The organism is Actinoplanes sp. NPDC026619, assembly GCF_040638295.1.
GTDB lineage: Bacteria > Actinomycetota > Actinomycetes > Mycobacteriales > Micromonosporaceae > Actinoplanes.
This window is the reverse complement of sequence record NZ_JBEZYA010000002.1, coordinates 665,793-677,569: the sequence shown is the minus strand read 5'-3', so window position 1 is coordinate 677,569 and position 11,777 is coordinate 665,793. Positions and strand designations below refer to the sequence as shown.

Sequence of the window (11,777 nt, the reverse complement as noted above, 5' to 3'; positions counted from 1 at the left end):
TGAGGACAACCCCTCTATAGCGGGAGTTCCGCTGTTCCATACGCATCGACACACCCGCTTGACACCCCGCCACCACCGCTAACTACGCGGCATTGCCGTTAGCCCGCCTCGCGGACGCCGCGCCACATCGCCCGCACACCGGCGGTCGGCTGGTGGATCTCGACGGGGTGGCCGAAGAGCGGGCCGCCCTCGAACCAGTCGGCCCACGCGCCGGCACGTGAGGTGGTCAGCAGCGGGCAGCCCGCCCCGGCCATCCGAGCGCCCTCGGTGTCGAGGTCGTCGGTGGTCCAGGCGAGGTGGCTGACGTTGCCGTGCCCGACGTTGAGGGCCTGGCCCAGCTCGGGCGTGACCTCGTGGACGACGCCGAGCTCGAGGATGATCGCGCCCCACCGGCCGAAGGCCGCGCTGTGGTCGAGCACGGCCGGTTCGCCGCGGAAGCGGAAGCCCGCGCCGAGGTCGACCCGCTCGACCACGGTGAACGGGCCGGCGCCGAGCACCCGCCGCGCCCAGTCGGTGGCGGCGGCCAGGTCGTCGACCCAGTAGCCGATGTGGTGAAGGTCAGGCATGCGGCCCCTCCTTGAGAGCGCTGGTCCACCGGAAGGTGTTGAGCATCGCGACCGAACCGTCGGGCGCGGTGTAGCGGGCGGCCGCGGCCCGGATCGCGGCGGCGGTGGCCTCGCGGCCGGCGGCCCGCACGGCCTGGGCGCCGCCGGCGGAGGAGAGCAGACCCCGTACGACATCGTCGTGGTTGGCATAGGTCCAGACGCACTCCACCTCGCCCTGGTCGAGCACGGTCAGCCCGGCGGCGGTCATCGCCTCGTCCAGGCGGCCGGGCTCGGAGAGCAGGTAGGGCGCGTGGCCCGAGGGCGGCGCCAGCGCCGCGAGCGCGCGATGGATGACCGTCGACTCGGAGCGTTCCGGCTCGGCGAACAGGCTGGCCACCACCCGGCCGCCCGGCGCCAGCACCCGGCTCGCCTCGGCCAGCGCCACCCGGGGGTCGGCGGCGAACTGGAAGGCGTTGACCCCGACGACGGCGTCCATGACACCGTCGGCGATCGGGAGCTCGTCGAGCTCGGCGACGAACAGCTCGGCCTCGGGCGCCACCCGCGCGGCCACCGCCAGCAGCGGGCCGGACACGTCCACTCCGGACACCGTGGCCCCGCGATCGGCGGCCAGGCGGAGGGTGCGGCCGGTTCCGCAGCCGACGTCGAGCAGCCGGGTGCCGGCCGTGACACCGGCGGCGTCGAGGACCGCCGCGAACAGGGTCTCGTTCTGCCGTTCGGCGTGTGCCGCCCAGCCCTCGGGGTCGGTGCCCCACAGCGCCGCCTGCGCGCGGCCGTGCGGCGTCATGCCGGCTTGACGTTCTGGTTGAGGTGGAACACGTTGGCCGGATCCCACTGCGCCTTGACCCGCTGCAAACGGCGCAGCGTCGAGCCGTACGCCGTCTGTTCGTCGCTCGCCTCGTCGGCGTCCATGAAGTTGCTGTAGCTGGTGCCGTCGAGGTGCGGCCGGACGGCGGCGTAGCTGGCGCGCACCCAGGCCAGCTCGCTGTCGCCGTCGGCCGGGTCGACCCAGGAGGCCGGAATGTTGACCAGCCAGTCCGCGGTGCGGTGCGGGTAGGCGGTGGCGTCGGTGGCCACGTCGGCGATCGCGCCGCCCTGGGCCAGCAGCTCGATCTGGCTGATCTCCGAGCCGATCAGGCGGCCGCGTTCGATCAGCTCGGCGACCAGCGCCGGGGTGAGCGCCGCGGTGAACCCGGCCTTCACGTACGTGTGCAGGCCGTGCCGGAACATCTCGTCGCCGGCGGTCTGCAGCGTCAGGAACGGCACCGGGTCGACGGTGGCGGCGATCGGCGCGAGCTCGTCGCGCATCTCGCCGAGCAGCTTCATGCCCTCGTCCACGTCGCCGGACCACTCGATCACCGTCATCAGGCCGGGCGTGCCGACCAGCGCGGGCGGCATCCACGGCAGCGGGTGGCCCTTGCGGAAGAAGCTGGTCCACAGCAGTTCGCGCGGGGTGGCCGGGTCGGCGATCGTCTCCTGGGCGCGGGCCAGCACCCGCGGCGCGTCGTCGAGGGAGTGGAAGCAGGCGAGCACCGGAATCGTGGTCAGCTCGTGGGTGCGGTAGGTGAACTTCGTGACGACGCCGAAGTTGCCGCCACCGCCGCGCAGCGCCCAGAACAGGTCCGGGTTCTCGGTCTCGGTCGCGGTCACCACGTCGCCGGCCGCGGTGACCACCTCGGCCGCCAGCAGGCTGTCGATGGTGAGCCCGAAGCGCCGCATCAGCCGGCCGACGCCGCCGCCCAGGGTCAGCCCGGCCACGCCGGTGTGCGAGATGACGCCGGCCGGGACCACCATGCCGTGCTCCTGGGCGGCGCGGTCGACGTCGCCGAGCAGCGCGCCGCCCTCGGCGACCAGGACCCGGCGGGCCGGATCGACCGTGATCGCGCGCAGGCCGTCGAGCGCGATCACGATGCCGTCGTCGACGGTGCTGAAGCCGGGCATGCTGTGGCCGCCACCGCGTACGGCAATCTCCAGATTTTGATCCTGGGCCAGACGCACGGCGGCGACGACGTCGGCGACGCTGTCGCAGTGCGCGATGAGGGCCGGACGCCGGTCGTGCATGGCGTTCCAGACCCGGCGATCCGCGTCGTAGCCGGGATCGTTCGGCCGCACCAGTCGCATGGTTCCTCCGGAAAAGTATCTCTGAGATCAGAGGTATTATCCCGTACGGTAGAGATGGCTCGTAACGTCCGTCAAGGGAGCAGATCGTGGCCACCACCCGCACCGACGCCGAGGCGCTGGCCATCGTGCTGCACGATCTGGCCTGGCTCCTGCCCCGCACGATCGGCGCCGAGGCCGCCCGGGCCGAGCCGCTGCCGCCGACCGCGCTCGAGGTCATGCGCCTGCTGACCCGCCGGCCGGGCCGGTCGGTCAACGAGGTGGCCGCCGAGATCGGCGTGGCGGCCAACAATGTGAGCACCGCGGTGTCCCAGCTCGAGGCCCGCGGCCTGCTGGCCCGCCGGCGCGACGAGGCGGACGGCCGGGTGATCCGCCTGCACCCCACCGCGACGGCCCACGAGGCGCGCCTGCGCCGCGAGCGCTCGTGGGCCGAGCGGATGGCGGCAGCGCTGGCCCACCTGCCCGGCGACGATGCCGACCGGCTGGTCAGCGCCCTGCCGGCGTTACGCCACCTGGCCGACGGCCTGGCCGAGGCGGAGGAGTGACCGAGGAGCTGGCGTCAGGCCGACTCGGCCAGGGTGTAGCGCACCTGCTGGGTCAGGTGGAGTCGGCCGTCGGCGCCGCGGGCCTGTTCGAGGAGTGCGCCGGCGGTGGCCTTGACGGTGTCGTGGTCGGCCTCGGGAATGGCGTCCCACATTGCTCGCTGGCCGTGTGACCGGCTGAAGGTCTGCCACTCGTCGACGTCGGCGAAAGTCACCTCGACGTCGGCGTGCGCCGTCCGCACGCCGGTGAACCCGGCCGCGCGGACCAGCTCCTCGACACCCGCGTCGGTGCTGAACGGCCCGGCGGCGCCGGTCGTACGCGCGTCGAGCATGCCGGCCGGCAGGTAGGGCCGGAAGGTCGCGTCGACCGCATCCCACACCGGATCGCGGTGCGCGAACGTGGAGATCGCCAGCCGGCCGCCCGGCGTGACGAGCAGGCTCCGCCACGCGGCGAGGGCGGCCGGCGGATCAGGCAGGAAGAACACGACCAGCGACGACACCACCAGGTCGTACGCGGCCGGCGGCAACGACGGCGAGGAGGCGTCCATCACCTGAAACTCGACGTTCGGCAGACCGAGAGCGCCGCACGCCTCGATCATGCGCGGCGACAGGTCGACCGCCGTGACCTGGCCGTCGTTCCCGACCGCCGCGGCCAGGGCGACGGTGGCCGCCCCGCGCCCGCAGCCGACGTCGAGAGCCCGCTCGCCCCGGGCCGGCGCCGCGAGGCGGACGAGCTCCTGCGCGATCGGCGTGAACCACGGGATCCCGACCTGGTCGTAGACGTCCGCGACCCGGTCGAACACCGCCGCCACCCGCGCGCTCCGGGCTCCCCGCTCCGTCAAGTCCATGCGGGTCAGTCTCGTCTGCGCGCGGGGTCGGCGACCAGAGCCGTTCCGGCAAATCGGTTACAGCTCGTGCAGGCCCGCGCCGTCCAGCAGATACGCCTCTGCCACCTGGTCGGCGGGCCGGGCCAGCAGGTGCACGACCGACGCGCCGGCCACCTGCGGGGTCAGCGGCGCGGGCAGCCGGGCGGCGAAGTCGGCCTCGGAAATTCCCTGCTGACCCGCGTACGAGTGGACCGCCGTGGCGCCCACCGCGGTCTCCGGCGCCAGTCCGGGCAGGATCGCCGTGAACGTGACCCCGGTGCCGTGGGCCTGACCCCGGGCGTACCCCGTGATCAGCCGCACGGTCGCCTTCGCCCCCGCGTAGCCGCCGCTCAGCGGCGATCCCCTCAGCGAGGCGGCGCTGGCCAGCACCACCACGGCCGAGCCGGGCGCGAGCGGCCGCCGCAGGACGGCGCCGAGCCAGGTGAACGCGATGCGCACGTCCTGCTGCCAGGGCACCGAGAACTCGTCCCAGGTGTATTCGTGCAGCGGGGCCATCGGTGGCACCGCGCCGGCCGCGATGACGAGCACGCCGGGGCGGTGCCGGTCGAGCAGCCGCTGGGCGACGGCGGGATCGGTGGCGTCGGCGGACTCGGTGGCCCCGTTCCGGGCAACAGTGATCACCTTCGCGCCGTCGTCGCTGAAGGCCTGGGCGATGCCGCGACCGAGTCCCCGGCTTCCCCCGACGATCATGGCTGTCTTCATCGAGCTACCTCCGGTGGGACGCGACCGGGCGCGAGCGCGGCCGGGATCAGGCCGGTCAGGGGGACCGCGGCCGCGACGAACAGGGCCGGCCGCAGCCCGGTGAAGAACGAGCCGTAGCCGCCGTTGGCGGCGAAGACCGCCGACAGGATCGCCACGCCGAACACCCCGCCGATCTCGCGCAGGGCGGTGTTGGTGCCGGCGGCCAGGGCCACGTCCTCCGGCGGCAGCGCCAGGGTGACCGCGTTGGCCGTGGTCGGGAAGCACATGGCGATCCCGACGCCGGCCAGGATCAGCGGCGTGACCAGGGCGCCGTACCCGACGCCGGGTTCGACCCGCAGGGCGAGCCAGCCCAGGCCGGCGGCCTGCAGCAGCAGGCCGAGCAGCATGAACGGCTTGTTGCCGATCCGGTCGGACAGCACGCCCGCGATCGGCGAGACCAGCATCGGCATCGCCACCCAGACCAGCAGGCGCACGCCGGCCTCGAACGGGGAGTAGCCGAGCCCGATCTGGAACAGCTGGGTGATGAAGAACAGGCTGCCGATGAGCGAGATGAACTGCGCGAAGATGACGCCGTTGGCGGTGGTGAAGCCGCGCCGCCGGAAGTAGGCCAGCGGCAGCATCGGGTGGGTGGTGCGGCGTTCCCAGGCGAGGAACGAGCCCATCAGCACCACGCCCGCGACCAGCGCGCCGATCACCTCGCCGCTGTCCCAGCCCAGCTCCGGTGCCCGCACCGGCGCCCAGGTCAGCGCGAACAGAGCCAGCCCGGCCAGCAGCAGCCCCGGGAGATCCAGATGGGTCCGCGTGCCGCGGCTCTCCTTGAGCAGGACGGTGGTGAGCAGCGCGACGACGAGCGCGACCGGCACGTTGATCCAGAAGATCCACTGCCAGGAGAACCCCTCGATGACCGCGCCGCCCAGCACCGGCCCGGCGGCCACGCCCAGCCCGGTGACGCCGCCCCAGATGCCGATCGCCGCGCCCCGCCGCCCGATCGGGAACGCCTCGACGATCAGCGTGAGCGTCAGCGGCATGAGAATCGCCGCGCCGGCGCCCTGCACCGCACGCCAGGCGATCAGGGCGCCGGGCCCGTCCGCGAGCGCGGCGCCGACCGAGGCAAACCCGAAGATCAAAAGCCCGATGGTGTACGTCTTGCGTCGGCCGAACCGGTCGCCGAGCACCGCGCCGGTCAACATCAGACAGGCAAAGACGAGGTTGTACGCGTTGATCGTCCACTCGAGATCGGCCAGATCGGCGCCGAGGTCCTGTTGCAGCGCGGGCAGCGCGGTGGCCACGACGACGACATCGAGCGCGGCGAGGAAGCTGCCGAGGGAGGCGAGAGTCAGGGTGACGCCGGTCCGGGACCGGGTTCGCCCCGGCGGCGCCGGAGGTGCGGTGGTAATGGTCATGCTGATGAGATCCGGGCCGCGAGCGGAACTCACCGGCGGGCCGGAAGTCCGAACACCTCGAACATCTGCGGCTCGAAGAACACGTGCACCCCGGCGACGCCGTCCGCCGCCAGATCGAGCACCTGCAGGGCGTGCGCCTCGTGGCCGCCGTCCGGCCCGGCCAGGTAGAACCCGAGCGTCGGCTGCCCGTTGGCGGTCGGCCGCCCGGCCGGCACACCCACCACCTCGAACCGGCCCGGCTCGCTGAACATGTACGCGCCGAAGAACCCGGCGACCGCGTCCCGGCCGGCGAACCAGGTGGCGTGCGGCGGCATCTCCAGGGTCACGTCGGCGCGCAGCACCGAGGTGAGGATGCCGAGGTCGGAGTGCTGGAACGCGGCGACGTAGCGGTCGAGCAGCGCCAGCCGGCCCGGGTCGTCCGGCTCACCCAGCTCGTCGGCGGCCGGCGCGACCCGGCTCAGCTGGGCCCGGGCCCGGCGCAGCGCGCTGTTGACCGCGATCGTGGTGGTGTCGAGGGCGGCGGCCACCTCCTCGGCCCGCAGCCCGGCCACGTCGCGCAGGATCAGCACCGCCCGCTGCCGCGCCGGCAGGTGCTGCAGGGCGGCGACGAACGCCAGCCGCACGTGCTGGCGTAACCCGATCACCTCGGCCGGATCGACCGGCAGCGGCTGGATCCAGCGCACGTGCGGCGCCACCACCAGCGGCTGGTCCCGCCAGGTGTCGTCGGGCGCGCCGATCCCGGAGGGCAACGCCCGCCGGCCCCGCTGCTCAACGGCGCGCAGGCAGGCGTTGGTGGCGATCTGATGCAGCCACACCCGGAACGACGACCGGCCCTCGAACCGCGCGTACGCCCGCCACCCGCGCAGGAACGTCTCCTGCACCGCGTCCTCGGCGTCGGCGGCCGAGCCGAGCATCCGGTAGCAGTGCGCCAGGATCTCCGGCCGCAGTGGTTCGGCCAGCCCCGCGAACTCGTCCTGCTCCGCCACATGTCGCTGCATACAGGATTGACCCGCCCGCCACAAAAAACTCACCGGCCCGCGGACAACTATCCGGCCGGGGAGTTTCTGGTGGCGGCCCACGTCCAGAGGGCGAAGCCGGCCGCGAAGGCGAGCATGGTCAGCACACCTCGCGGCCAGAAGATGTGGCTGTCGAGGAACGAGTAGCCTGCCCCGGCGAGCACCACCGTGCCGGCGAGGACCCGGGGGCCGTGCCGGGCGTACAACGCGACCGTGCCCGCCAGCACGGCGATGAGCAGGGCGAACACGCCGACGCGGCCGAGCAGGTCACCGACGTCGTAGAGGGCCAGCACCAGCCGGCGAAGCTCGGCCTGATCACCGGCCTGCCCGGCGACCGTGCCGGCGCCGATCCCGGCCACCGCGTCGAGGCCGGTGTAGCCGACCGCGTAGACACCGGCGCCCAGCCAGGCGACGACGGTGGCCACCCCGGTGACATCGAACCGCGGCCGGCCCCACAGCAACACCACGAAGCCCAGCACAAGCAGTGGGAAGACCGGCAGGAGCACGATGTGCAGGTGGACCCAGCGATGCGCGGTCGCGGCGGCGAGGCCACCCGGATGCACGAGGCCGCCAACGGCCAGAAGCAACGGCCCCGCCGTCGCGACCAGCCCAGTCCGTAAGCCACGCATCCGGCGATGCTACCCACCCGATCACGCCGGACGGGGCCTGCGGAGGACCGGGCCTCAGGCCTGGGCGGTGACGAGATAAAAGGTGAATCCGGCGAGGAACGGCCTGGTCCGCAGGCGCGCACGCCATCCCGCGGCGTCCGCCTCGGCGAGCACGCCGGCTTCCACCGCCTGCCGCGAGTTACGGCTCAGCCCCAGGATCTGGTCGGCCACCTCGAATCCCGGAAGACCACGGGAACGGCCTCCACCGAGCTGATCTCGAAGCCGGCCGTCGTCGCCAGGCGCACCAACTCGCGGCCGATCGTCGCGTTGCGCACCCGGCCGGCCACGAAACGCGCGAAGCGCCGGCTCGTCGTCACGTCCTCCTCGGCGACCACGAGCGAGTCCCAGTCCGGCTCGGCCATACTCAACCGGCCGCCGGGTCGCAGCACCCGCCGGGCCTGCGCGATCGCCGCCGCCGGGTCGTCCACGTGTTGCAGGACGCGATCCGTCCGGGCCCGGTCGACGCCGCCCGCGGCGATCGGGAGGTCGTGCACGTCGCCCCGGAGCAGCTCGATCGTGGGCCGGTCCGCCAGCCGGCGACCCGCCTCCGCTAGCATGCGCGGGTCCCGGTCGACGCCGATCACCGAACCGGTGCGGCCGACCGCATCGGCGAGTCGGCCCAGGTCCGTGCCCGGCCCGCAGCCGATGTCGACCACCCGCTGCCCCGGCGACAGACCGAGAGCGCGCAGCGAACGCTCCTTGTAGTCCCGGCCTACCGCGGTGTCGGCGGCGGCGTCCATATAGGTGATCTGGTCCGGTGCGGCGGGCTGACTCATTTCTCCAGCCAACCGGAAGACCCGCCGGAATCGGTGGAGAAATTGTGCAGATGCCTGGGTGGATCAGGCCGGGCTCGGGCGGCGGAGGGCGGGGATTGCGGCCAGCAGCGTGCCGATGCAGAGGGCGGCGGCGCTCAGGCCCAGGGACCAGTGCACGCCGACGACCGCGCCGAACAGGCCGACCGTGATGCCGCTGCCGAAGCGCAGGCCGCTGGCCGAGACGCCGTAGACGCCGATCACGCGGCCGCGGTCGGCCGGTGGGGCCAGCAGCTGCACCACCGTCTGGCCGATCGACATCGAGGCCAGGCTGGCGACGCCGCCGACGACCAGCAGGAGCAGGGCCAGCGCGTAACTCGTCGACATGGCGAAGAAGAGCGTGCTCACGCCGTACACCAGCGTGCTTATGACCGCGGCCCCGACGCTGGCCGGAACCCAGCCGGTGACCTCGAGAAGAATGCCGCCGAGGACGCCGCCGGCGCCGTTCGCGAAGAGCAGGATTCCGTACGCGGTGCCGGCGCTGCCGGTGCCGAGGTCGCCGGCGAAGATCGGCATGGCCGACTGCATCGAGGCGCCGACGAAGAACGAGCCCAGGCCGCCGAGCACGATCATGCTGACCAGGGTGCGGTTGGCGCGGACCGTGCGCAGCACGCGCAGCGAGTCGAAGATGCCGACCCGTTCGTGCTTGACCACGCCGCCGTCGCGGGTGTGGCCGGTGAAGCGGGTGCGGAACAGGAAGATCGTCAGCGGCAGGTAGAACGCGATGTTGACGAAGATGCCGGCCGTCGGGCCGCGGCCGAGCAGCAGCGCCGAGCCGATCACCGGGCCGAAGAGCACGCCGAGGCTGCGGAACGTGGCGTTCAGGCGGATGGCGCTGCCGAGTTCGGCGTCGCCGACGAAATCGTGCAGCATCAGCTGCTCGCCCGGCCCCCACAGCGAACCGGCCAGGCCGTGCAGCACCAGCAGCACGCAGGCGTGCCAGATCTGCAGCGTGCCGGTCAGGAACAGCACCCCCCACAGCGCCGAGACCAGCATGAACAGCGCCTGCGCGCACTGGATGACGCGGCGGCAGTCGAACCGGTCGGCGAGCCCGCCGAAGTAGACACTGAACAGCAGGAACGGCACCCAGTGGCTGATCACCTCGAAGCCGGCCAGGGCGGGGGAGTGGAACTTCTGCCACAGCACCCAGTAGGTGATGACGTGCTCGATGTTGTCGGCCATCATCGCCAGCGCCGCCCCGAACAGATAGGGCCGGCAGTCGGGGTTGCGCAGCGCGGCAAACCGCCGGGGCAACGGTGGGGAGCTCATGCGGTTCACCTGATCATGGTCGCGGCGGCGGCGCACCAGGCACCCGCCGAAATGTGACGCCGTCAGTCGTCCTCGCGGGGTGCGCTTCCCACGTGGCCCTGCTTCCAGTAGCCGCGCACCGAGATGCGCTCGGCGTCGAGCCGGCCGCGCAGGTGGGTGCGCAGCTCACGCATCTCGCCGGACTCGCCGGCGCCCCAGGCGAAGCTCGCCGGGCCGAGCGGCAGCGCGGCGACCGTCGCGACCAGCGACGACGCATCGGGCAGCCAGGTGACGCCGGCGCCGGCGCCGAGGTCGCGCTCGGCCGCGCCCAGGACGATCACGTGGGTGGCCACCGCCGGGGGCAGCTCCTCGAGGAAGCGCTCGAGCGCCGGCAGGCCGGTCTCGTCGGCGACCAGGAGGTAGTCGGAGCAGTCGGCCGGGTAGATCTGGGAGCCGCGCGGGCCGAGCACGCCGACCTCCGCGCCCGGTGACGCGGCGATGGCCCAGCGGCCGGCCGGGCCGTGCGAGTGCAGCACGAAGTCGAGCGCCAGCTCCTTGGTGGCCGGGTCGAAGCGGCGGATCGTGTAGTCGCGCATGTCGGGGCGGGGGCCGCCGGGCGGGGGCAGCTCGACCCGGCCGGTCGCCGGGTCGGGCGGGACCAGCTTGATGTGGTCGGTGGCGCCGAGCGCGCTGAACGGGAAGTCGGCCTCGAGGTCGTCGCCGCCCAGCCAGATGCGGCGCATGGTGGGGCTGAGTTCTTCGACGCGGGTCACCTGGAGCACGCGGCGGCGCGGGGTGCGAGGCTCGCGGCGGAGGAGAGATGGTTTTGTCACAAAACTATGGTGTCATGGTCTGATGCATGGTCGCAAGGAAAGTGACATGGAGCTGCCGGACCGGCTGGTGTGGCTGATCCGCGGCTTCGGGCGGGCCCTGGTGCAGGCTACCCGGCGCGCCGGTCACTCGCCGCCGCTGCCGGAATCGCAGGTCATGGCGTTGCGGGTGCTCTCCCACTCGGGTGGGCGGACCCCGGCGCAGCTCGCCGACGATCTCCAGCTGGCCCGGCCGACGGTCAGCAATCTGGTGCGCGATCTCACCGCCGACGCGCTGGTCGAGCGGCGCCCGTCGGCGGCCGACGGGCGGTCGGTGCTGCTCGTGCCGACCGAGCGGGCCGAGGGCGTGCTCAACGCCTTCCGGCGCGGGCGCTCCGACGTGATGGCCCGGGCGGTCGCCGGGCTGCCGGCCGAGGACCAGGAGCGGATCGCCGCCGCGCTGCCGTCGCTCAGCCTGCTGCTCGACCGGATTCGCGCGCAGGGGTAGGCGAGCCGGCCGCCGTGACCGCGCCGGTCATCTTGCGCACGATCAGCGCCGTGCGGGCCAGCTCCTCGGCGGTGAACTCCTCGGCGGCCACCCGCATCCGCCCGCCGAGCGGCACGAAGAACGCGCTGGCCACCTGCATCGCGGTGTCGCTCATCTGCACCGTGACCCGGCGCCGGTCGCCGGGGTCGCGGTAACGGCGCACGTGACCCACGTTTTCCAGGCGGTCGACCAGCGCGGTGGTGGCGGCGGGGCTGAGTCGCAGCCGGTGGGCGAGGTCACCGACGCTGATCGGGTCGCCGGAGACGGTGCCGAGGCTGATCCACATGATCGCGTTGAGGTCGCTGCGGCCCAGGTGGTGAGCGCGCGCGAAGCCGTCGACGAACACGTCGCTCTCGACGTTGTAGGTGCGCAGCGCGTCGACCAGCTCGTTCAGGGCGGTCTCGCGGGTCGGGTCCGGTTGCGGCGGCACGGTCGTCATCCTATCGTTTCCATGACCGAATA

General features: G+C 73.0%; 15 protein-coding genes. 2 read left to right on the top strand and 13 right to left on the bottom strand.

Translation table 11 applies throughout. The annotated features are described in order from the left end of the window. Positions 1-98 precede the first annotated feature (98 nt). From AB0E90_RS08420 to AB0E90_RS08410, 3 genes are read right to left on the bottom strand one after another with little or no spacing between them, the layout of a single operon-like run. Positions 99-566 (bottom strand): VOC family protein, encoded by a 468-nt coding sequence (locus AB0E90_RS08420; protein WP_360401302.1) that lies wholly within the window; start codon positions 564-566, stop codon positions 99-101. Continuing rightward, a complete protein-coding gene (locus AB0E90_RS08415) occupies positions 559-1,350 on the bottom strand; it encodes a class I SAM-dependent methyltransferase (RefSeq protein ID WP_360401299.1) in 792 nt (263 codons plus the stop codon). Before AB0E90_RS08415 ends, AB0E90_RS08420 begins: the two co-directional genes overlap by 8 nt. Continuing rightward, entirely contained in the window at positions 1,347-2,684 is a 1,338-nt protein-coding gene (locus tag AB0E90_RS08410; protein ID WP_360401296.1) for an FAD-binding oxidoreductase, read from the bottom strand. Before AB0E90_RS08410 ends, AB0E90_RS08415 begins: the two co-directional genes overlap by 4 nt. An 86-nt stretch (positions 2,685-2,770) precedes the next feature. Here AB0E90_RS08410 and AB0E90_RS08405 point away from each other — a divergent pair, with 86 nt between their 5' ends. Beyond that, positions 2,771-3,226, top strand: a complete 456-nt coding sequence (locus AB0E90_RS08405) for a MarR family winged helix-turn-helix transcriptional regulator (RefSeq protein WP_360401293.1) — start codon at positions 2,771-2,773, stop codon at positions 3,224-3,226. A gap of 14 nt (positions 3,227-3,240) precedes the next feature. Here AB0E90_RS08405 and AB0E90_RS08400 read toward each other — a convergent pair whose 3' ends face one another. The 9 genes from AB0E90_RS08400 to AB0E90_RS08360 form a co-directional block, all read right to left on the bottom strand. Beyond that, positions 3,241-4,071 (bottom strand): methyltransferase domain-containing protein, encoded by an 831-nt coding sequence (locus tag AB0E90_RS08400; protein ID WP_360401291.1) that lies wholly within the window; start codon positions 4,069-4,071, stop codon positions 3,241-3,243. Positions 4,072-4,128: 57 nt separating this feature from the next. Then, complete coding sequence (locus tag AB0E90_RS08395) at positions 4,129-4,812, bottom strand: SDR family oxidoreductase (protein ID WP_360401288.1); 684 nt, start codon at positions 4,810-4,812, stop codon at positions 4,129-4,131. Further along, complete coding sequence (locus AB0E90_RS08390) at positions 4,809-6,215, bottom strand: MFS transporter (RefSeq protein WP_360401285.1); 1,407 nt, start codon at positions 6,213-6,215, stop codon at positions 4,809-4,811. Before AB0E90_RS08390 ends, AB0E90_RS08395 begins: the two co-directional genes overlap by 4 nt. A 29-nt stretch (positions 6,216-6,244) precedes the next feature. Next, a complete protein-coding gene (locus AB0E90_RS08385) occupies positions 6,245-7,201 on the bottom strand; it encodes an RNA polymerase subunit sigma-70 (RefSeq protein ID WP_360401282.1) in 957 nt (318 codons plus the stop codon). A 59-nt stretch (positions 7,202-7,260) separates the two neighbouring features. Next, positions 7,261-7,860 carry a hypothetical protein gene (locus AB0E90_RS08380; protein WP_360401279.1) on the bottom strand — a complete coding sequence of 200 codons (600 nt, stop codon included), beginning with the start codon at positions 7,858-7,860 and terminating at the stop codon, positions 7,261-7,263. A gap of 54 nt (positions 7,861-7,914) precedes the next feature. Continuing rightward, positions 7,915-8,070, bottom strand: a complete 156-nt coding sequence (locus AB0E90_RS08375; protein WP_360401276.1) for a hypothetical protein — start codon at positions 8,068-8,070, stop codon at positions 7,915-7,917. Continuing rightward, the gene (locus tag AB0E90_RS08370; protein WP_360401273.1) at positions 8,046-8,675 is read right to left on the bottom strand and encodes a methyltransferase domain-containing protein; all 630 of its coding nucleotides are present in this window, start codon (positions 8,673-8,675) and stop codon (positions 8,046-8,048) included. The genes AB0E90_RS08375 and AB0E90_RS08370 overlap by 25 nt, the downstream gene beginning before the upstream one ends. 63 nt (positions 8,676-8,738) lie before the next feature. Continuing rightward, positions 8,739-9,980, bottom strand: a complete 1,242-nt coding sequence (locus AB0E90_RS08365) for an MFS transporter (protein WP_360401270.1) — start codon at positions 9,978-9,980, stop codon at positions 8,739-8,741. Between the two features lie 62 nt (positions 9,981-10,042). After that, on the bottom strand, positions 10,043-10,792 hold the full coding sequence (locus AB0E90_RS08360) for a siderophore-interacting protein (protein ID WP_360401267.1): 750 nt from the start codon (positions 10,790-10,792) through the stop codon (positions 10,043-10,045). Positions 10,793-10,838: 46 nt separating this feature from the next. On the opposite strand from AB0E90_RS08360, the gene AB0E90_RS08355 reads away from it, so the two are divergent. Next, a complete protein-coding gene (locus AB0E90_RS08355) occupies positions 10,839-11,276 on the top strand; it encodes a MarR family transcriptional regulator (protein ID WP_360401264.1) in 438 nt (145 codons plus the stop codon). Here AB0E90_RS08355 and AB0E90_RS08350 read toward each other — a convergent pair. Beyond that, entirely contained in the window at positions 11,239-11,754 is a 516-nt protein-coding gene (locus AB0E90_RS08350) for a MarR family transcriptional regulator (protein ID WP_360401261.1), read from the bottom strand. The two genes, AB0E90_RS08355 and AB0E90_RS08350, sit on opposite strands and share 38 nt — an antisense overlap. Between the last annotated feature and the right edge of the window lie 23 nt (positions 11,755-11,777).